Here is a 19,542-nt window from a genome sequence, read left to right on the forward strand (position 1 = left end):
TCGCCATGCCCCGATGGTTTTCACCGAATGAGCTCGACGTCAATATTCATTCAATCGCGGATGAATATCTTGCATTTGCCGCGAGACGGGATGAGGGTGGCAGCGAAGCGGCGCTCCGGAAGAGGGCGAACAAGCCGCGCCAAGGGAGAATGGAATGCGCAACCTGGAACGCGGCGGCGTGCGCCTGGCCTGGAATGAATCAGGCTCGGGAACGCCGATCCTGCTGATCATGGGCCACCGCTACAGCTCGGCCATGTGGTACCCGGTGTTCGAAGCACTGGGCGAGCGCTACCGCCTGATATGGTTCGACAACCAGGGCACGGGCCAGAGCGGCGCGCGCAAGCGCACCAGCGTCCGCGAGATGGCCGACGACGCCCTGGCCGTGCTGGACGCAGCCGGCGTCGACAGCGCGCATGTCTACGGCGTCTCGATGGGCGGCGGCATCGCGCTGGAGTTCGGCCTCCGCTACCCCGAACGCACGCGCTCCCTGATCCTGGGCTGCACCATGGCCAAGACGCCCGAGTTCGCCGCCAAGCGCAGTTGGCTGCACTGGGTCGTCTATCATCTGCCCACGCCGCTGCTGAAAGCGCTGGGCTCCAAGAAGTACAATCGCGGCTACGGCGACGCCGCGCCCGAGGACCGCATCCAGAGCGACCTGGCGCGACTGGCCAAGGACCCCTTCAGCCGCAAGGGCGTCTGGGCCCAGGCCGTGGCCATTTCCGACTATTCGGTCGATCCCGCCGAGGTCCGCGCCCTGACCAAGCCGGCCCTGGTGCTGCACGGCACGCAAGACCTCGCTGTGCCCTACGAGCAGGGCAAGAAGCTCTCCGAGATGCTGCCGAACGCGCGCCTGGTGACCTTCCAGGACACCGGCCACAACTACTTCGTCGCCCACGGCGAGCGCGCCAACGCCGAGGTCGAACAGTTCATCGCCCAGGTCGAGCAACAGCGATGAGCCGCGCCATCGCCCTCGACCGCTGGACGGCCTGCGACGTCGATCCCGGCGCGGGCGAGCCGCCGGTCCTGACGACCGGACTGGCCATCTCCGCCCCCGGCGACCTCTACCAGGCCCTGGTCGCGGCCGGCCGCCTGGACCATCCGTTCGAAGGCCGCAACGAGACCGAGGCCGCTTGGGTGCGCGACCGCGAATGGTGGTGGCGCACGACCTTCGCCGCGCCCGACTGGAGCCCTGACGACGACATCGCCCTGGTGTTCGAGGGGCTCGACACCTTTGCGGAGGTCTTTCTGGACGGCGTGCCCCTGGGACGCGCCGACAACATGTTCCGCAGCTGGCGCTATGATCTGGCCGCCCGTGTCACACCGGGCGCGACGCACCAGCTGGCGATCCGGTTCGAGCCCACGGCCAAGGCCCTGGAGGGGCGAGCCCCTCCCCCGCCCTGGGCCGCCTTCACCGACCGCATCAGCCGCTCGAAGCGCAATCTGATGCGCAAGGCCCAGTTCGGATGGGGCTGGGACTGGGGACCCGACCTGCCGACGGTCGGCGTCTGGAGACCGGCCCGGATCGAGGTCCGGCCGCGCCGTCGCCTCGACGATGTCCGCTTCGCCGTCCGTTCGGTTTCGCAACAGCGCGCCGACGCCTCCGTCACGGTCGAGCGCAGCGCCGCCGCCCAGGGCGCTGTGGTCCAGATCACCCTCACCGCCCCTGATGGCGTTGTCGTCGCCGAGCAGCACGCGGAAGGCGATGGGCCGATCCACATCGCCATCGACCATCCCAGGCTGTGGTGGACGGCCGATCTAGGCGACCAGCCGCTCTATGATCTCCGCGTGCGCCTGTTCGACGGCGACCATGTCGTGGACGAGATCCGTCGCCGCGTCGGCTTGCGCACCATCGCGCTGGACCAATCTCCGGATCCGGACGAGCCCGGCGCGACCTTCTTCCGCTTCGTGCTGAACGGCGAGCCGCTCTTCGCCAAGGGCGCCTGCTGGGTTCCCGCCAGCTCGTTCGTCGCCGATGTCGACGTGGCGGCCTACACGCGGCTGATCGACCAGACGGTCGGCGCCAACATGAACATGATGCGGGTGTGGGGCGGCGGGATCTACGAGCCCGACCTGTTCTACGACCTCTGTGACGCGAAGGGCGTGCTGGTCTGGCAGGACTTCATGTTCGCCTGCGCCCCCTATCCCGACGACGAACCGTTCGTGGCCGCCGTGCGCGCCGAGGCCGACGAGCAGGTGCGCCGCCTGCGCCACCACCCGTGCCTGGCTCTGTGGTGCGGCAACAACGAGAACCAGGCCATTCACCGGATCAATGTCGACGTGTCCGGCGTCGACACGCCGCTGCCCGGTGCGATCCTCTACGACACGGTGCTGCCGGACCTGCTGGCGACGCTGGATCCCGACACGCCCTATTGGCCCGGCAGCCCCTGGGGCGGCGCGAATCCCAACAGCATGAAGGCGGGCGACGTCCACGACTGGACCGTCTGGCACGGCGTGCCGCCCATCCCGGACGACCACATGGTCGAACCGTTCGGCTTTTCGCCCGACAAGATCGGCTACCAGCGCTATGCCGAGGACACCGGCCGCTTCATCAGCGAGTTCGGGATCCAGGCTGCGCCCGCCCTGGCCACCCTGGAGCGCTGGATGGACCCCGCCGACCTGTCGCCCGACAGCGAAGGCTTCGAGCAGCGCATCAAGGACGAGGCGCGCAAGGCCCTGGCCATGATCGGTCCGGTCACCGGACCGCCCGCGTCGCTGCAGGACTATGTCGACTTCACCCAATGGACCCAGGCCGAAGGGCTGAAGTTCGGCATCGAGCACTTCCGCCGCCGCCGGCCGCATTGCTCGGGCGCGCTGCTCTGGCAGTTCAACGACTGCTGGCCCTGCGTCAGCTGGAGCCTGGTCGACTACGACGGCGTCGAGAAGGCGGCCTATCACGCGGTGCGCCGCGCCTTCGCGCCCGTCCTGGCCTCGTTCAAGCCGGCGCCCGATGGAGCCGTCGAACTCTGGATCAGCAATGACACGCGCGAGCCCGTTCGAGGCGAGGTCACGATCCTTCTGGAAGGCCTGGACGGCGCCGCCATCGAGCGCTGGACCACCGCCTATGGCGCCCCGGCCGGCGGGCACGCCACGCCCTGGCGCGTCCCGCTTCCCTCGGCGCCCGACCGTGTGCTGCGGGCCCTCTGCGGCGCCGCAAGGTTTGAGCCGGCCCGACACTTCTTCGCCCCGATCAGGGACCTGAAGCTGAGCGACGGCGAGCCCCGCGTCCGGGTCACCCGGCTTGGCCCCAACGCCCTCCGCGTCGAGCTGACATCGCCTGTCTGCCTGCCGTTCGTCCACCTGACGTCCGCCCGGCCGGACCTGCGCTTCAGCGACAACCATTTCGATCTCTTCCCCGGCGACGTCCGCCGGATCGAGATCACGGGCGCGGCGCCGTTCGGAGCGATCGACCTGGACCTCGCCTGGTGGCGAACCGACGGCCGCCCGGGATCCCGGCGTTTGCCGAGCGCTGCGCCCCTCACGTCAGGCGCAGCCTTGTGATCCCGTCTGAAAACCCTTACCCCACGCGGGACGGGGACGTGGCGGAATGGTAGACGCGCCGGACTTAAAATCCTATGCGCACCGATCCCAAATCCAGAAATTCTCAAGAAACAACAACATCTTATCGCAAGCCCAAGGCAACGCTTAGCACAGAGCTAGCACACTCCGCCGGGGCTCTATCACAATCCCGACTTATCGGACTTTCGGCGCCGCGCGACGGGCGACACGCGATCCTGGACGGCAAGGTTCAGCTTTATCTGCGCAGCGGCAGCCCCAACTGGCAGTGCGCCTGCTCGGTCGGCCGCCGCCAGCACCGCGCCAACACCGGCGAGGACGGCCTCACCCGGGCAGCCGCCTTCGCAAGCGACTGGTTTCGTACGCTGAACGCCAATGATGCCGTCGGCCCGACGGCGGCCCAGCCGATCCCTCGCCCCGCTTCGCTCGCAGGCCGGCGCGTTCCGCGCGCAGCCGCCCGCGCGCCGCAGCAAACCTTCCGAGAGGCGGCCAGCCGCTTCATGGTCGAGTTCGAGGCCCTGACAAAAGGCCAGCGCAATCCGATCTACGTCGACGGTCATCGCGCCCGGCTGGCCAACTACCTGATCCCATTCTTTGGCGCGATGAGCGTGCGCGAGGTCGACGCCGGCGTGATCGCCGAATATCGCGTCATGCGAATGAGCGATCGCCGCGGACCGCCAGCCCGGAGCACCCTGCATCAGGAGATCGTCTGCCTGCGCCAGGTGTTGAAGACGGCGATCCGGCTGCGCTGGATCGACCACCTCCCCGACCTTTCGGCGCCGTACGGCCGATCGGGCAAAATCTCGCACCGCGCCTGGTTTTCGCCCGAGGAATGGAAGCTCTTCGAAGAGGCCCTGCATGACCGGGTGGCCAAGCCTCGCAAGGCGCGCTGGCGCGAGGCTGGTGAGAACCTGCGCGACTACGCGCTGATCATGATCAACACCGGCCTGCGGCCCGATGAGTCGTTACGCCTGGAGTACCGCGACGTCGCCGTCGTCACCGACGACGCGACCGGCGAGCGCCTGCTGGAAATCGCCGTCCGCGGCAAGCGCGGCGTCGGCTGGTGCAAGAGCATGCCCGAGGCGGTGGAGCCCTTCCTCCGCCTCAAAGCGCGCAACGCCGGCCAGCCGCTGGATCGCCTTTTCCCATCGTTCCAGCGCGAGCTCTTCAACGCCCTGCTCGACGAGCTGAAAATGAAGACGGACCGCGAAGGCCGCCGACGCACCGCCTACAGCCTGCGCCACACCTACATCAGCACCCGCCTCATGCACGGCGCCGACATCTATCAGGTGGCCAAGAACTGCCGCACCAGCGTCGAGATGATCGAGACCTACTACGCCGCGCACATCAAGAATGCGATCGACGCCTCGGCGATCAATGTCCGCAAAGCCCGCCCATCTCCTACCGGCGCAACGCCTGCGCCGTGATCCTTGGCCGCTCAAGGCCGGAACCGGCCGACGCGGCTAAGCGCGAAGGGATGGGCCGGACGGTCCATACCGCTGGCGACCGCGCGCCGCACGGCGCGCAGCCATCGCAACGCTAAGCCTCCTGCGGCATTGCCGTAGACACCATTGATCAGGCTACGGCAATGCCGTATATGGGTGATGAAATGGAAGTGGTTGTCGAAACGCCAACCTACCTCAAGGCGGCCAAGGCCGCGGGCATGACCGAAGCGGAAATGAAGGCCGCAGCACTTTTGGTTTCGGCCGATCCGCAAGCCGGTGATTTGATGATCGGAACGGGCGGTCGCCGAAAGGTGCGCCTGGCCGGCAAAGGCAAAGGGAAGTCAGGCGGCTATCGCCTCATCACCTTCTACAAGATCGGTGAGCAAGTGTTCTTGCTGACCGTGTTCGCTATGGGCGATCGCGCGAACCTGACCCAACGCGAGCGCAACGCCCTGAGAGATCTTACCGCCCTGCTCTGAGAACTGCGAGCAAGGCACGGAGAGCGCAATGACGAAGAAAGCCTTTGAAAGCATAGCCGCAGGGCTCAAGGACGCTGTCTCAATCTCCGCGGGCCAAGCCGATCCCGCGAGCTATCGCGTCCACGTGCCCGCCGAGATCGACGTGAAGGCCATACGGGGCCAAATGGGCCTGAGCCAGGAGGCCTTCGCCGAACGCTTCGGCTTTGCCACCGCCACAGTACGCGACTGGGAGCAGAGGCGGCGACGGCCCGAGGCGAGCGCGCGGATCCTTCTGCGGGTCATCGAACGCGAGCCGGACGCCGTCCAGCGCGCTTTGCGCGACGGGTAGCTCCCCTCCCCTCGCCCCGCTAACGAAGGACGGCACCCATGCAAGACACAAGAAGCTTCAACCGCATCATGCAAGGCCTTGCCGAGGTCGTGGAGATCGAGGCTGGCCGAGCTAAGCCCGCACGGACGCACGTCCCGGGGCGGCTAGATGTAAGAGCCATCCGAGAACGGCTGCACATGTCCCAAGCACAGTTCGCTGATCGCTTCGGCTTTCCCCAAGCGATGGTTGAGGACTGGGAGCAGCACCGGCGCCGGCCTGAGACCAGCGCGCGAATCTTGCTGACGATCATCGACCGTGAGCCTGAAGCGGTTCAGCGGGCCCTTTCATATTGAGAGAAGGAAGCGTTCATGACCTCGTTCCTCGACTACGAGTTCACCTCTCCCCTACCCCACCCTGGCGAAATCCTGCGTGAGGCTTATTTGGCCCCGCGCAACATGACCGCTGGAGCCTTGGCCCAGGCGATGGATCTGAGTGGATCAGAGCGTGTCGAGCGGATCATCGGCGAGCTCAAGGCGGTGACCGCCGATACCGCCTTGCGGCTCGAGCGCGTGCTTGGCGTCAATGCTCAGTTCTGGATGAACCTTCAAACGCAGCACGATCTCTCGAAGGCGGCGATTAAAGGTCGAACGGCGTTGAGGGCGATCCCTGGTCTAACCCTCGCAAAACCCCAGTAACAAAGGGGCGCACGCTCGCATTGTAGGGCCAACACTTCTGCGATTTTCATGCCCCTTGATGGAGGGCTTCCGATCGAAGACCCCCGCTCAGCGGTCCTTCAGGAGGTTGCGGTAGCGTTAGACAGCGGGGGACCGTTCACGAGGTTACATTCGCGCGACGCCGTTGCAATTTATTCCAGAAGGAATAAATTCATTCTCGGATAAATTTGGATGGCGGCTATCTGCACGATTGGGCCACGGCCAGGCGCTGCTCAGCTGGTTTGAAAGCAGTGGCTTTGCCGATCGCTATGCGCCGATCTACATCGCGCTCCGGGCCCTGGTCAGAGGTGAGAAGACGTTGTTGGATGCCAACCTCGAGGTCCGACACGCCGCCAGCCAGATCTACGAGCGGCTCGTCGCCGGCCAGCCGCCTGGGCGCGCTTCCGGAGCCCGGGCGGCTGAGACGCGCGCACGCCACAGCAGATGATCATGGTCATTCGCCAATCTTTACAGCAGAGAATAAATCGACATACCGCTGCCGCTTCGGTGTCCAGTTAAACCTAGTTGAACCGCCGCTCGTCGTCGCCGCGCGCCACCAAGAGGACGATATGATGGCCCCGCGGCGATTTGGCAGCAAGCTGCTGCACAAACTCGAACTCGGGATGGGCCCGCGAAGTCCCCCAGGTGACGCAGGTTGCGCGGGGAAAAGCCGCCCAATTCCGGAAATGACGCCGCCAAGTCAGCCGCCAAGTTTGTGATGATCTTGGCTCCCCAGCCCGCGGCGCGTTCGCGCTCGCCTATGTCGCGGCCGAGGGACCAGTAGAGCGTGACCAATTCTCGGTTCACCGCAAAAGCGGCGCTGAGGCGCGCAGAATCGCAACCCCGGTGAGGGCCGCCTTCTGCTGATCCAGGCATAGCAGTACTGCTAGCAGCGTGGTCAGAAGCGGTGTTAGCAGCGGCATGTGGTACTCGACGTTGATCGCGGGGCGGAGCGGCGCCGGCGCTGGAACGAGGATCAGAAGGAGGCCTATCTGGCCCCGCGCAACATGACCGCTGGAGCCTTGGCCCAGGCGATGGATCTGAGTGGATCAGAGCATGTTGAGCGGATCATCGGCGAGCTCAAGGCGATGACCGCCGATACCGCCTTGCGGCTCGAGCGCGTGCTTGGCGTCAATGCTCAGTTCTCGATGAATCTTCAAACCCAGCATGATCTCTCGAAGGCTCCGATTGAAGGACGAACGGCGTTGAGGGCCGCCATTTGCCTGTCGCCTAGCCGCATGCAGCCATAGCGATGCTTGCTCGTTGAGCCTTACAAGGAGGACGATTGCATGTCTCGCGACGATGAGGAGAAGTTTCGCGAAACCCTGATTGGCGTCATCCCGCATTTGCGGGCTTTCGCAAGAAGCCTCGTTTACGACTCCGCTGACGCTGACGATCTCGTTCAAGAAACCCTGGCCAAGGCGCTATCGTCGCGCAGTCAGTTCAAGATGGGGACCAACCTTCGCGCTTGGACCTTCATGATCCTGCGCAATCGGTTCCTGTCCGACAAACGTAAGTCGTGGCGCCAATCGCAGCTGGATCCGGAAACGGCTGAACGTATTCTGGAGGCCACAAGCGACCCTTCGGCGGCCCTGGAACTCGACGACGTACGAAGAGCATTGCGTCAGCTTCCCCATGTTCAGCGAGAGGCCTTGATCCTGGTTGGCGCTGGTGGGCTGTCCTACGAGGAGGCCGCCGAGATCGCCCAGGTTGCGGTAGGAACAGTCAAGAGCCGGCTCAATCGCGCTCGCCTCGCCCTCAACGAGATCATCGAAAAGCAGCGCGTGACGCCAGGCGGGGATCCCGTCTCGGCGGCTGACGCCATGGGTGAAATCCTAGCCGAGATCGAGGCGCGCGTCGGCGAGGCCCAGCGTTAGCTCTGAATGGCCCATATGGGCCTCTAAAGCGCCAAGGCGCGCTTGAGGCCGTCATGCTCGAAGTCGTTTTCCATGCGCTTAACCTCGGCGGCGCGGGCGCCGGCCGCCCTGGCCACGTCGCGCCAGGTGGCAACAGCCCCCGGAGGGCGGGAGGCCGCCGCGGCATGCCTATCGCCTTACCGAATTGGGAATCCAGCTGGCTCGCGAAAACCCGCCTCTGGCCGCGACACCCGAGAACCTCGACTGGTTGGCCAAGGCATGATCTTAGCGCGACGCCTGGCGAATAGGATTTGCGACCTCCTGCAGTTAAGCCTGCCGGCCCCGAGCCGCGAGTGGGCCTTGGCCGTACGCGCGGAGACGGACGCGATCGAGAGTGACATCCAGGCCCTCGCCTTCGCAGCGAGAACCTACCAGAGCCTGGGAATCGCCGGCCTTGGCTGTCGGCTGCTACGAGCCGGGGTCAGGCTTGGCGGTGACGCAGGACCCGCTCACGATCTTCCGCGTCTGGGCCGGCGCTTCAATATCACACGCTGGCCACGCGCCTTCGGGATCGCCAGTGCGATCATCGCGACCATTATCGGGATTGCTGTCATCGCCGCTACGCATGGGCCGGTCTCCTACATGGCCGGCAACATGTTTGCGTTAGTCGCCGGCCTGGCGATGCTTGCGCTTATCGGTCGAAAGCCCGCGCGAGCAGATCAGGGCCTCGACCGGTTCTTGGTGGTCCTGAGCTTGCTCCTCTGGGGCGCCGCGGCCTTCGGAGAAGGCTCAAGCGGCGCTACGCGCTGGCTGCGCCTGGGCGGACTGGCGATACAGCCGAGCCTTTTGCTCATTCCGACAATCGTCGTCGGGTTTTCGAGGGCTAGAACGCCGCTTGGCGCGATTGCAATGGTCATGGCTGCGGGCGCGCTGGCGTCACAACCCGACCGCGCCATGGCTGGCGCGCTCTGCGCCGGCCTGGCTGCGCAATGGATCTCTCGCCCCGACGGCCCGGCAGCCATCGCCTTCGCTGGGGGAATCGCGGGGTTGGCCTTCACCCTGGCGGCTCCTGAGGCCGGCGCGCCGACACGGTTTGTCGATGGCGTCCTGGCCTCCGCCCTTGACGCACATTTCCTGCTGGGACTGTCCGTGCTGTGCGGCATGGCGCTGCTCTTGGCGCCCGGCCTTTTGGGGACGTCGCGCTACGTGTCCAGGGTGGCGCAATCCACCTTCAGCATGGTGTGGAGCGCCGTGTTTGTCGCCAGCGCACTCGGCCCTCATCCGACGCCCATACTCGGCTTCGGCGGCAGCGCCATCGTCGGCTACCTCCTAAGCCTAGTCATGCTCCCATCGAGCCTGCCTGAGCTGGCGGATCGCAGTATCGGCGCTCCCGGCAACAGCCCCGCTCCCCCACAGCCAACCCTGCGCCTCAACCCCACCTAGCCCTACGGCTCCCAAAGCCCGCCGCGTTCCCGACCGACCGGCTCGCTATCAAGAAGGAAAACGCCGTGAACTTGCCTCGCCTCGCAAAGCGGGATCGATACCTGCTGTCCGCAATTTTGCTCGCAAGCCTGCTCTGGTTCGGCTGGACTGAACTGACCCGGACGCGGGGAGACCAGGTCGTCGCGTTTCGACCGGCCGCGCAGCAGTGCGGCTCCGATGGCCCGCTTCGCTATTGCGTTTACCGTGCGGTGGGCGGGGTCAACGGCGATATCGTCTATCATTTGCACGGTCGGGGTCTGGACGAGCAGATTTGGAACGACAACACCTATCTGACCGCCATGCTGCAAGCGCGTTGGCAGGCGCTCGGGGCAAAGCCGCCGACCGTGGTGACCCTGTCGTACGGCCCCACCTGGCTGCTGACCCCCAAGGGACGGATGGCCAAGAGTGGGCTGCTCGACGACATGATCCAGCGCCTCCCGGGCATTGAATCCCGGATCGGCGCGCCCCAGCGCCGTCTACTCGTAGGAGAATCGATGGGTGGCCTGAACGTGCTCATCGCAGGCCTCTCCCATCCAGACATGTTCGCCAAGATCGCGGCGCTCTGCCCGGGCGTCTATGTCGACTCGCCCTTCTCCAAGATCTCCACGACCGTCGCCGCGGCGCGTCGGACCGGCGCCAACCCAAAGATCGTGTTCGGCGTACGCACGCTCGCGAGAACCTATGCCGCGGATGAGGCCGAGTGGCGGCGGATTTCGCCGATTGCTCTGATCGAACGCGCGAACCCGAACTACCCGGCGCTCTATCTCTCCTGCGGACTCTACGACAACTACGGCAACTTCGAAGGCGCCGAGAGACTTGCCAGTCTCGCGCGGCGGCACGGCGTGAAGACCCACTGGCACCCTCTCTACGGCGGCCATTGCGTGACCGACATCAACTCGGTCAGTGACTTCCTGCTGGAGTGACCAGATCACCGTGATGTCGGGCCCGCGCTAGTCGCTGTCGTTGGCGCCGCTCCATAAACGCGACGTTCGGCGGCCGACCGTGAAGGCAGCATCCACCCCGCCCGGAACTTGATGACGTCCGCTAATCGGCCCTAGACCGCCGCGGTTCTCACCGGATGCGTACGTTTCACCGCATGCCCGGCCGTCCGGACGCAAATGCGCTGATCCTCTGCTGCGCCTCATGAACCGGAGCGTTTGAAGCGTGTGGCGAACGCGCCAAGGCCCGCGTATTTCGAGCGCCGCCAAAGTGGAATTTGCCGATCAGCTCGCTCAGGGTCTGAGTTTCTTGACGCAGCGTGTGGGCGGCGGCGGTGGCTTCTTCGACCATGGCGGCGTTCTGCTGGGTGACTTGGTCCATTTGATTGACGGCGGCGTTGACCTCGTTAAGGCCGGTCGCCTGCTCTTGGGACGAGGTGGCGATCTCAGAAATCAAACTGTCAATCTGAGCGACCTTGTCGACGATCGCCGTCAGAGCCTCGCCCGTGTCGCCAACCAGTTTTACGCCGCGACCGACCTGGGCGGTGCTGCTGGCGATCAAGGCCTTGATCTCCTTGGCAGCGTCCGCGCTTCTCTGGGCGAGCGCTCGCACTTCCTGAGCAACGACGGCGAAGCCACGTCCGGCTTCTCCTGCTCGGGCCGCCTCGACGCCCGCGTTCAGCGCCAGCAGATTGGTTTGGAAGGCGATCTCGTCGATCACCCCGATGATCTGTGTGATCTGACCTGAGCTTTGCTCGATTTCACTCATGGCCGTCACGGCTTCGCGCATGACTACGCCGGATTTCTCGGCGTCAACCCGCGTTCCGGAGGCTGCTGAAGAGGCTTGCTTTGCGTTGTCGGCCGCGCGCTTCACGGTCGCGGTGATCTCGTCGAGAGCGGCGGCGGTCTGCTCGAGGCTCGCAGCCTGCTGCTCGGTGCGCTTCGAAAGGTCGTCGGAAGAGGCGCCGATTTCCTCAGTCCCGACGCGGATGGTGGCGGCGGTCTGACCGACGCGCTGCATCGTCGCCTGCAACGTCTCAAGGGCGCGATTGAAATCCAGACGCAGCTTGTCGAGTTCCGGGATGAATGCCTCGTCGATCCTTTGCTCCAGGTCGCCTTGCGCGAGGGCGGCCAAGGCCTCGCCGATCTCGCTTACGGCGTGAACCCGTTTGGTCACGTCGGTGGCGAACTTGACGATCTTCACCACCTTGCCATCGCCGTCGAGGATCGGATTGTAGGAGCCTTGGATCGTCACGATCCTGCCGCCTTTGGCGACGCGTGTGAACTCGGCGGCCTGGTATTCACCGCGAACTAGCCGCGCCCAAAACTCCGTGTAATCCTGGCTGTCACGATAGGACGGCTCGGTGAACATCTCGTGTTTGCGCCCCGCCACCTCGTCCAGCCGGTAGCCCATGGTTTGTAGAAAATTATCGTTGGCGTCGATGATCGTGCCATCGACTTGGAATTCGATTACGGCTTGAGAGCGACTGATCGCGGCGATCTGAGCGGCATAGTCGAGGTTGAGCAGCCGCGCTTTGGCGTCAGCCCATTCGACAACAAATCCGACCACCGCGCCCGCACGCCTTTGCGGCGTTACCAGAAGGTCGAACGCGAGGCCGCCGACGCGGATCGTGGCGTTGTGGCGCGCGGACAGGCGCGTTAGCAGCGTACGCTGATGGGTCGGGTTCTTGTGGAAGACGTCGATGTTGCTGCCGATCAGCGTGGCCACGCTGAAGTGGGGCAATTCCTTGCGAAGGTCGGTCTCATGCGCCTCTAGCAGGGCGCGCACCGCCGGGTTCATGTAAGTGATATTGAGCTTGGCGTCGGCCACCATGATGTTGGCTTGCAAAACCTCCAGAACTTTGTTCCCGTCTTGGCGATCTCGGCGACCGGTGAGCGTCTTCAGCATGGCAGGCTCAATAACTCTCTGATTGTATTATCGCAATGAGAGGCAGAACTGAACGCGCCATCACCAGGTAACGCTTGCAAGTCTAGATTAACAGGAACTTTCCAGAACCGTAGTCTTGAAAGATGCGAGGCATTTTGCCGCGCACCGCAATAGCAGAAGTTGCGTCTTTAATGCCCCACGCCGCTGATCGCTATTTAGGGTGGCGGTGATGGGCCTGCGTTGGTTCTATATTTTTCCAGCGTTCCTTGGCCCCCATAGCCGTCTTGGCCAGGCGCGACTTGTTAGGGGCGGCCCGTTGGACTACGGTGAAGGCTGCAGGGCATTGCGTGGCCTCCCTGCCCCGGCCACCTCCGCTCAGTGTCTCGCCAAGCCTGGCGCCTCGGGACGGCGATGCGTGCCTGACGATCATAAGCTTCCGCCTGCCCTCATCGACCTGACAAAGGTCTTTTTAAAAATAGGCTTCGTCAGCTTTGGCGGACCGGCCGGCCAGATCGCCTTGATGCACCGAATCCTCGTTGCTGACCTCGGTTGGGTCGAGGAAGAGGATTACCTTCGCGCTCTGAACTTCTGCACCCTACTCCCGGGTCCTGAGGCGCAGCAGCTGGCCACCTATATCGGCTGGAAACTGCATGGCTGGCGGGGCGGTTTGATCGCCGGCCTGCTTTTCGTCATCCCGGGAGCTCTCATCGTGCTGGCGCTGTCGGCGTTGTACGCCTACGCCGCACGCTTGGACGTCGTCACCGCAGCGTTCCTGGGGGTAAAAGCCGCGCTGCTTTCCATCATCGTAGAAGCGCTGCTGCGCCTTGGCCGCAGAGCCCTAAACGATTGGGCCCGGCGCGCGATCGCCCTGGCGGCTTTGCTGGCTATCGCCGTCTTCCAAGCGCCTTTTCCCTTGGTGATCGCAGGCGCGGGGCTCATCGGCGCTGCCCTGTCACATGTGGGCGGTTGGGGCGCGACATCGGTGACGGACGCGCCCCAGCGACCGATCAAGCGGGTGATCATGAGTTCGGGGCTGACCGCGGTAATCTGGGGTGCGATCTGGGCCGCGCCGCTCATCCTGATCGCCCTCTGGCTCGGTCCCAGCCACGTGCTGTTCGACGTGGGACTGTTCTTTTCCCAGCTGGCCCTCGTCACCTTCGGCGGCGCCTATGCGGTTCTGACCTACATGGCTCAGGAAGCGGTCACCACCCACGGCTGGCTCGGGCCCCGCGAAATGGTGGACGGCCTTGGCTTGGCTGAGACCACGCCGGGCCCGTTGATCTTGGTCACTGAGTTCGTGGGCTTTCTGGCGGCGTTTCGCGCGCCGGCCCCATTTACCCCACTGGTCGCAGGACTGCTCGGCGCGCTCGTCGCGCTTTGGACAACCTTCGCCCCCTGCTTCCTGTGGATTTTTACCACCGCCCCGTTCGTCGAGAGGCTCTCGACCAACCTGCGCCTCCAAGCGGCGCTCGCCGCGATTACCGCCGCCGTCGTCGGCGTGATCGCAAATCTTACGGCCTGGTTCGCCGCCCATGTGCTGTTCACGCGCTTCGTCCCCCTCCAGGCGCCCCTCATCCGCCTCTCGCTGCCAGATCCGACGGCCTTGAACCTGCCCGTGGCGGGTCTTGCGCTTTTTGGCGCACTGCTGCTCTTTCGGTTCAAGGCGGGCGTCTTGGGAACCCTTGGCGCTTGCGCCTCGGCAGCGGTCATTCTTAGCGGTCTCCGTGGCGTGGGTGGTCTTTGGTGACCTTGATCGCCTTTTGCCGCCCCCGCTCCTATCGATTGTAAAAGTACACCGACGGCGTGGACGTGATGCGAAGGCTACCCAGCGCGGGCGATCTCCCTGTTGAGTTGAATTGGGCAGGAGCTTCCGCGCCAAACACCCATCGGCTCAGTCCGAGCCACAACGTTTAGGGCCCCCTAACCGCGATGTTTCCGTTCCGGAGGCCCAGTGGCTTGCGCCTTGCCTTCCCCCGCAAGGCCAAGCATCGTCCGGCCTATCGTTAAAGCAGTTGCGTGACGGAAATCGCTGACGACATTGCGGCGATCGCTTGGATCGGGCTTGTCCAGACCGGTTCACAAGCCTTGAGCGCGGTCTCAGTGTTGGCGTCGTTCGATGAGCCTCACGCACAAGATCGAAACCTCAAAGAGAAGGCACAGCGGCACGGCGAGCGAAATCTGGCTGATCGGATCGGGCGGCGTGACTACGGCAGCCACCACGAAAACGGCGACGATGGCGTAGCGGCGGCCAGCGCGTAGCATGGTCGAGGTCACCAGGCCGGCCAGGCCGCCCAGCGATAGCACCACCGGCAGCTGGAACGACAGGCCGAAGACCAGCAGCAGCGTCGTGACCAGGGTCAGGTACTCCGACACCCGCGTCTGCAGCACCACCTTGACCCCGTCGCCATTGATCTGCTGGCTCAGCGAAAACCACAGAACGAACGGCAGCATGACGTAATAGACCAGCGCCGCGCCCAGCAGGAACAGCACCGGCGAAGCGATCAGAAACGGCAGGAATGCGTTGCGCTCCTTTTTATAAAGGCCCGGCGCGACGAAGCGATAGAGCTGCCAGGCGATGATCGGGAACGCCACCACGATGCCAGCGAACGCAGCCAGCTTGATGTGGGTGAAGAACTGCTCCAGCGGCGCGGTAGCCTGCAGGGTGATGTCCTTCATCGCGCTGGCCGGCACGTCCTTTAAGCCGATCAGCGCCAGGAACAGGTCGAAGTGGCCGTGCGAGGCGCCGGTGTCCTGCATGGCCTTCAGGCCCTCGGCGACGGTGAACGGCCGCACCAGGAACAGGAAGATCGGCTTCACGAAGGCAAAGCAGACGCCGAAGGCCACGGCGATGGCGCCGACGCAGATGATCAGGCGGGTGCGCAGCTCGACCAGGTGCTCGAGCAATGGCGCGCGCGAGGCCTCGATCTCGTCCTCGCGGTCGTATTCGATATGGCTCACGAGGCGATGTCCGAAGCGGTGGAAACGCCGGCCTTGGCCACGCGCTTAGGCTGGGCCTTGGCGGCGGGCGCCGCAGCGGCGGTCTTAGCGGCTGGGGTCTTCTTGGCGGCGGGCGTGTTGGCCATGGCCTTGGCCGCCGCCGGCTCGACCGCGGCGACCGCCTTCTTGCGCGGCGCGCGCTTGGGCTGGCCGGCTTCGAAGGGCTCGGCGACCGAATTGTCGGTGGTCAGGGCCGGAGTGTGGATCTCGGCGCCGGCATCGGGATGGCTCTGGGTCGCGCCGCTGGACAGCGAGGCGTCGATGTCGGCGAACACCTGGTCGACGTGGGCGTCCTTGGCGGCGTCGGCCGCGTCCTTGACCGGATTGGGGTATTGGCCCTCGCGCATGGCCTGCACCTCGCGGCGTAGTTCCTCAAGCTCGGACTGGCGGGCCATTTCGTCGAAGCTGGCGCGAAATTCCGAGGCCATGCCCCGCATCTTGCCGACGAACTGACCCAGCTTGCGCAGCATGAGAGGCAAGTCCTTGGGCCCGACCACAATCAAGGCAAGGGCTGCGACGATCAAGAGCTCTGCGCCGCCGATATCAGGGATCATGCGCTCGCCTTAAATCGCAGCTCTGACGAAGGCAAGAACCAGCTCCTGAATCGCGCTCGTCAGGATCTGAAGGCAGTGAGCCGCCTGCAGGACAATCTTCCGACCGGAGGTTGGGCATATCCTAGTGGTTTGGCTTCACCCGCGATGTGGCGCGGCCCGTGACCAAAGGCGCGTAGAGACTCGCCGCCAGCGCTGGCCTCGCCCTATCCATACGGCTGGAAAGCATCAGAAGCGGCTTTGTGATCATCGACGCCGCCAACCACAGAGCGCTGACAATACCCAGCACGATACCGGTAACAGCGAAAGCGAACAGTCGCCAGCTCGTTGCGTCGGAGGCCGCGCTTAACCGTGATCTTGGTTCCGATGCGGGCGCGCTTGAGGGCTTCATACTTGAGATCCACGAGATGTTCGGCGCGCGGAGCCTGGGACGGCCGCCGCGGCACAGGCTCCTGCCATCTCTATCGCGCCGCGGCCAGCTCGCTGGCTTGACACGCTCCTCGCCATACCGTGGTGTCAAGCCATGAGCCTCACGCCGCCAGGACCCGTTAGTCGTGTTGGCCCCATCACGTCCCATCGGCGAGCGGAGTTGCCGCTCCCAACGCCGGCGGCGACGGGCGCCGCACGTCCCGTCGAGGAGAACACCCAAGAGCCGCCGACGAGTCAGCCTTCGAGTTGGCGTGGGCGGCTAAAGGCGCACTACGGCATTGCCGCAGCCTTTCTTCTCCTGCTGGCCGGAGTGGCTCTTGGATCTTCTGATCCAGCCTCAAGCCCCCTGGCCATAATTGCGGTGTCCGTGCTGATTGGCTTGACGCTGAACGCTTTGATCTCCTAGCGGACCCAGAACCTAAGACAGTTCACCAACCTTGCATGGCCGATCGCGTGGTCGCTGATGAGCTAGGGGTGGGGACGTCCGCCCAGGATAACCCGCGGCAACCAGCCTATCGCGTCGCGCGCCGTTGACGACGACTGCGCTATCAGCGCGGCGGGTTGTTCGTTAGCCCCGTACAAACGGGCGAAGGCGGCCAGACGGTCCGGTTCGCTGCTCAGAAGCATGGAGACGGTGAACTCCAGCTTAGCCTGGAGTTCACGACAGGTCTGTTCGGCCCGCTGCGCACGAGCAAGCAAGGCCGCGGACGTCGTGCTCTGGTCGTTGTCGCTGGTCTGAAGCGGCGCCGTCGGCCTAGTCATCACATTCAGCAGTTCGATATGCCTATCCATGCATGCCCCCAAGTCCAGATCGTCATATGCCCAAGATCCTGCAGAAAATGAGGGTCGAGGTCGTGGGGCGCCATTGTCGCAGGCCACCGCTTGGGGGCGCGGGGTCAGTTCGTGCGCCGCCGCCCTGCGCGAAGCGGGGCTTCGCTTTCCAAGGCCACTGCGTGGGTGAGCGCCCCCGCCGCGTCGAGCACGGGGAAGACGTCAAGCTCGCAGCGATAGGCTTCACCGGACTTGCGGTAATTGACTAAGGTGACTTGGACGCGTTCCCCTTTGCGCAAGGCTCGAGAGAGCACACGACGCGCGGCCAGGCTGGTTTTCTCGCCTTGCAGCAGGCGTGGAGACCGGCCGACCAGTTCGCTCGCGTCAAAGCCGCTCATGCGCTCGAACGCTGCGTTGACGTAGAGGATGGTGGGGCCTGGAAACTGCAGATCGCCATCGGTCAGCACGAGCGCGCGATCGCTCGATGCAGCTAACACGCTCATAAGGTCTTTCAAGCTCATGCCGATACACCGCCCTCTTGATCAGACCTTCATGGCGGCGCGCAATTAAGCTTTCGTAAAGGCTCCCGCAGAGCCCTACTGCTCAAGCGTGGCCTGCGATTATTGGTCGCGCGGAGAAGTCTGCTCGGCCGTTAACGTCCTCAATTAGGGATACGTTAAGCGCCGCCTCAGATGGTCTGCCCCCAACGTCGGAGAGACCCAATGCGCTTTGGATTGTCGGGCAAGGCCCACCGCATGTCCGAAGAACTGACTGAGCTGCGCGCCCAGGTTCGGGCGATGGATCGGTCCCAAGCGGTCATCGAGTTTGGACTCGATGGCGCGATCCTGCGGGCCAATCAGAATTTTCTGGACACCCTCGGCTATCGGTCCGACGAAATCATCGGACGCCATCACCGGCTGTTCGTGACCGCCGAGGAGGCGGCGAGCCCAGATTACGCGGCCTTATGGCAGGCGTTGAACCGCGGCGAGTACGTGGCCGGCAAGTTTGAACGCGTCCGCAAGAACGGCGCTGCCTGCTGGATCCAGGCCTCATACAATCCGGTGCTCAATGATCAGGGAAAACCCGTCAAAGTCATCAAGTTCGCGATGGACGTGACCTTGGCCGAGCAAGAGCGGCGGGACAGCGAAGCCGAACGCCAGCGAAACGCTCAGGAGCAAACCGACATCGTTACTGCACTGGCTCAAAGCCTCCAACGTATGGCGGACGGCGACCTCAGCGCGCGCATCACCACCGACTTTTCAGGTCGCTACGCGCGCATAAAATCGGACTTCAACGGCGCCGCCAATGCCCTGACAGAGGCGATGGCCGCCATTTCCGCCGGAGCGGGGTCCATGCGGGCTGGAGCGGACGAGATTTCGGTCGCCGCAGACGATTTGTCGCGCCGTACTGAGCAACAGGCCGCCAGCCTGGAGAAAACCGCTGCGGCGCTGGGTGAGCTTACGACCACGGTGCGGTGCAGCGCCGAAGGCGCGCTGCAGGTGGCGCAAATGGCCTCCAGCGCCAGGGCCGAGGCTGCGCGATCCGGCCAAGTGATGGCTGAGGCTGTCACCGCCATGGGCGAGATCGAGAAAAGCGCTGATCAGATCGGCCGCATCACCGGCCTTATCGATGAGATCGCTTTCCAGACGAATCTCCTGGCGCTCAACGCCGGCGTCGAGGCTGCGCGCGCCGGCGACGCGGGTCGCGGCTTTGCGGTGGTGGCGCAGGAAGTCAGGGCGCTAGCTCAGAGATCGGCCGAGGCGGCCAGGGAGATTAAGACCCTGATCGCCAGCAGCGCCGCTCAGATCGATCGCGGGGTCCGGCTGGTGGGCGATACTGGACAGGCGCTGAGCGGCATTGTGGGCAAGACAGCCGAGATTGACGGTCTTATTTCCCAGATTGCTCGGTCGACCCAGGATCAGGCGGCGGGACTCGACGAGGTCAATACGGCAGTCGACGCCATGGACCGGGTCACTCAGCAAAACGCCGCCATGGTCGAGGAGGCGACAGCCGTGGCGTCAAACCTGAAGGAAGAGACGCTTCGCTTGGCGAAGCTAATTGGCCAGTTCAGGCTCGAGGCCGGCGTTACACGGTTACACGCGGGTGCGTCGCCCGTCCGCGAGGGCCTGCCGATCAACGCGCGCCGTCAACATGCCTGATCTCCCGTGGGTTT

At 64.6% G+C, this 19,542-nt stretch carries 19 protein-coding genes; 13 read left to right on the plus strand and 6 right to left on the minus strand.

The window, feature by feature from the left end; translation table 11 throughout:
* Positions 1–154 precede the first annotated feature (154 nt).
* The 7 genes from E1H18_RS20680 to E1H18_RS20710 all read left to right on the plus strand — a co-directional run bounded on the left by E1H18_RS20680 (position 155) and on the right by E1H18_RS20710 (position 6,905).
* Positions 155–955: an alpha/beta fold hydrolase gene (locus tag E1H18_RS20680; protein ID WP_172272073.1), complete on the plus strand. Its 801-nt coding sequence runs from the start codon at positions 155–157 to the stop codon at positions 953–955.
* Positions 952–3,498 (plus strand): glycoside hydrolase family 2 protein, encoded by a 2,547-nt coding sequence (locus E1H18_RS20685; protein WP_172272076.1) that lies wholly within the window; start codon positions 952–954, stop codon positions 3,496–3,498. Before E1H18_RS20680 ends, E1H18_RS20685 begins: the two co-directional genes overlap by 4 nt.
* 74 nt (positions 3,499–3,572) lie before the next feature.
* Positions 3,573–4,940, plus strand: a complete 1,368-nt coding sequence (locus E1H18_RS20690; RefSeq protein ID WP_241736125.1) for a site-specific integrase — start codon at positions 3,573–3,575, stop codon at positions 4,938–4,940.
* A gap of 182 nt (positions 4,941–5,122) precedes the next feature.
* Positions 5,123–5,437 (plus strand): type II toxin-antitoxin system RelE/ParE family toxin, encoded by a 315-nt coding sequence (locus E1H18_RS20695; RefSeq protein WP_172272798.1) that lies wholly within the window; start codon positions 5,123–5,125, stop codon positions 5,435–5,437.
* Positions 5,438–5,465: 28 nt separating this feature from the next.
* Positions 5,466–5,765: a DNA-binding transcriptional regulator gene (locus E1H18_RS20700; RefSeq protein ID WP_172272079.1), complete on the plus strand. Its 300-nt coding sequence runs from the start codon at positions 5,466–5,468 to the stop codon at positions 5,763–5,765.
* Between the two features lie 347 nt (positions 5,766–6,112).
* On the plus strand, positions 6,113–6,439 hold the full coding sequence (locus E1H18_RS20705; protein ID WP_172272082.1) for a HigA family addiction module antitoxin: 327 nt from the start codon (positions 6,113–6,115) through the stop codon (positions 6,437–6,439).
* A gap of 229 nt (positions 6,440–6,668) precedes the next feature.
* Entirely contained in the window at positions 6,669–6,905 is a 237-nt protein-coding gene (locus E1H18_RS20710) for a hypothetical protein (protein ID WP_172272085.1), read from the plus strand.
* Between the two features lie 20 nt (positions 6,906–6,925).
* On the opposite strand, the gene E1H18_RS27400 is transcribed toward E1H18_RS20710, so the two are convergent.
* Positions 6,926–7,333 carry a DUF1016 N-terminal domain-containing protein gene (locus tag E1H18_RS27400; protein ID WP_370526564.1) on the minus strand — a complete coding sequence of 136 codons (408 nt, stop codon included), beginning with the start codon at positions 7,331–7,333 and terminating at the stop codon, positions 6,926–6,928.
* 47 nt (positions 7,334–7,380) lie between these two features.
* Between E1H18_RS27400 and E1H18_RS20720 the strand changes: the two genes are divergently transcribed.
* From E1H18_RS20720 to E1H18_RS20735, 4 genes are all read left to right on the plus strand, one after another.
* Positions 7,381–7,707, plus strand: coding sequence for a HigA family addiction module antitoxin (locus E1H18_RS20720; RefSeq protein ID WP_172272090.1), 327 nt, complete (start codon positions 7,381–7,383; stop codon positions 7,705–7,707).
* A 39-nt stretch (positions 7,708–7,746) separates the two neighbouring features.
* Complete coding sequence (locus tag E1H18_RS20725; RefSeq protein ID WP_172272801.1) at positions 7,747–8,334, plus strand: sigma-70 family RNA polymerase sigma factor; 588 nt, start codon at positions 7,747–7,749, stop codon at positions 8,332–8,334.
* 339 nt (positions 8,335–8,673) lie between these two features.
* The gene (locus tag E1H18_RS20730) at positions 8,674–9,756 is read left to right on the plus strand and encodes a hypothetical protein (RefSeq protein ID WP_172272092.1); all 1,083 of its coding nucleotides are present in this window, start codon (positions 8,674–8,676) and stop codon (positions 9,754–9,756) included.
* Between the two features lie 65 nt (positions 9,757–9,821).
* Positions 9,822–10,718 carry an alpha/beta hydrolase-fold protein gene (locus E1H18_RS20735; RefSeq protein WP_172272094.1) on the plus strand — a complete coding sequence of 299 codons (897 nt, stop codon included), beginning with the start codon at positions 9,822–9,824 and terminating at the stop codon, positions 10,716–10,718.
* 166 nt (positions 10,719–10,884) lie between these two features.
* Here the strand turns inward: E1H18_RS20735 and E1H18_RS20740 are convergent, their stop codons facing one another.
* On the minus strand, positions 10,885–12,642 hold the full coding sequence (locus E1H18_RS20740) for a methyl-accepting chemotaxis protein (RefSeq protein ID WP_172272096.1): 1,758 nt from the start codon (positions 12,640–12,642) through the stop codon (positions 10,885–10,887).
* Between the two features lie 394 nt (positions 12,643–13,036).
* Here E1H18_RS20740 and chrA point away from each other — a divergent pair, with 394 nt between their 5' ends.
* Positions 13,037–14,368 carry a chromate efflux transporter gene (gene chrA / locus E1H18_RS20745; RefSeq protein ID WP_206679107.1) on the plus strand — a complete coding sequence of 444 codons (1,332 nt, stop codon included), beginning with the start codon at positions 13,037–13,039 and terminating at the stop codon, positions 14,366–14,368.
* 350 nt (positions 14,369–14,718) lie between these two features.
* Here the strand turns inward: chrA and tatC are convergent, their stop codons facing one another.
* The 4 genes from tatC to E1H18_RS20765 form a co-directional block, all read right to left on the minus strand.
* A complete protein-coding gene (tatC, locus tag E1H18_RS20750) occupies positions 14,719–15,579 on the minus strand; it encodes a twin-arginine translocase subunit TatC (protein WP_172272100.1) in 861 nt (286 codons plus the stop codon).
* Positions 15,576–16,172 (minus strand): Sec-independent protein translocase protein TatB, encoded by a 597-nt coding sequence (gene tatB, locus E1H18_RS20755; RefSeq protein ID WP_172272102.1) that lies wholly within the window; start codon positions 16,170–16,172, stop codon positions 15,576–15,578. Before tatB ends, tatC begins: the two co-directional genes overlap by 4 nt.
* Positions 16,173–17,066: 894 nt before the next feature.
* A complete protein-coding gene (locus E1H18_RS20760; protein WP_172272104.1) occupies positions 17,067–17,390 on the minus strand; it encodes a hypothetical protein in 324 nt (107 codons plus the stop codon).
* A 104-nt stretch (positions 17,391–17,494) separates the two neighbouring features.
* Entirely contained in the window at positions 17,495–17,890 is a 396-nt protein-coding gene (locus tag E1H18_RS20765; protein ID WP_172272106.1) for a PAS domain-containing protein, read from the minus strand.
* A gap of 234 nt (positions 17,891–18,124) precedes the next feature.
* Here E1H18_RS20765 and E1H18_RS20770 point away from each other — a divergent pair, with 234 nt between their 5' ends.
* On the plus strand, positions 18,125–19,528 hold the full coding sequence (locus tag E1H18_RS20770; protein WP_241736126.1) for a PAS domain-containing methyl-accepting chemotaxis protein: 1,404 nt from the start codon (positions 18,125–18,127) through the stop codon (positions 19,526–19,528).
* Positions 19,529–19,542 lie beyond the last annotated feature (14 nt).

This window comes from Caulobacter sp. RHG1 (assembly GCF_013181195.1).
Classification (GTDB): domain Bacteria; phylum Pseudomonadota; class Alphaproteobacteria; order Caulobacterales; family Caulobacteraceae; genus Caulobacter.

What these genes read in the sequence shown, in the direction of transcription:
- E1H18_RS20740 (WP_172272096.1), bottom strand. Translation starts at nt 12,642, where the DNA reads ATGCTGAAGACGCTCACCGGTCGCCGAGATCGCCAAGACGGGAACAAA.
- E1H18_RS20725 (WP_172272801.1), top strand. Translation starts at nt 7,747, where the DNA reads ATGTCTCGCGACGATGAGGAGAAGTTTCGCGAAACCCTGATTGGCGTC.
- tatB (WP_172272102.1), bottom strand. Translation starts at nt 16,172, where the DNA reads ATGATCCCTGATATCGGCGGCGCAGAGCTCTTGATCGTCGCAGCCCTT.
- E1H18_RS20685 (WP_172272076.1), top strand. Translation starts at nt 952, where the DNA reads ATGAGCCGCGCCATCGCCCTCGACCGCTGGACGGCCTGCGACGTCGAT.
- E1H18_RS20700 (WP_172272079.1), top strand. Translation starts at nt 5,466, where the DNA reads ATGACGAAGAAAGCCTTTGAAAGCATAGCCGCAGGGCTCAAGGACGCT.
- E1H18_RS20770 (WP_241736126.1), top strand. Translation starts at nt 18,125, where the DNA reads ATGTCCGAAGAACTGACTGAGCTGCGCGCCCAGGTTCGGGCGATGGAT.
- E1H18_RS20760 (WP_172272104.1), bottom strand. Translation starts at nt 17,390, where the DNA reads ATGGATAGGCATATCGAACTGCTGAATGTGATGACTAGGCCGACGGCG.
- E1H18_RS20695 (WP_172272798.1), top strand. Translation starts at nt 5,123, where the DNA reads ATGGAAGTGGTTGTCGAAACGCCAACCTACCTCAAGGCGGCCAAGGCC.
- E1H18_RS27400 (WP_370526564.1), bottom strand. Translation starts at nt 7,333, where the DNA reads ATGCCTGGATCAGCAGAAGGCGGCCCTCACCGGGGTTGCGATTCTGCG.
- E1H18_RS20690 (WP_241736125.1), top strand. Translation starts at nt 3,573, where the DNA reads ATGCGCACCGATCCCAAATCCAGAAATTCTCAAGAAACAACAACATCT.
- E1H18_RS20705 (WP_172272082.1), top strand. Translation starts at nt 6,113, where the DNA reads ATGACCTCGTTCCTCGACTACGAGTTCACCTCTCCCCTACCCCACCCT.
- E1H18_RS20680 (WP_172272073.1), top strand. Translation starts at nt 155, where the DNA reads ATGCGCAACCTGGAACGCGGCGGCGTGCGCCTGGCCTGGAATGAATCA.
- E1H18_RS20765 (WP_172272106.1), bottom strand. Translation starts at nt 17,890, where the DNA reads ATGAGCTTGAAAGACCTTATGAGCGTGTTAGCTGCATCGAGCGATCGC.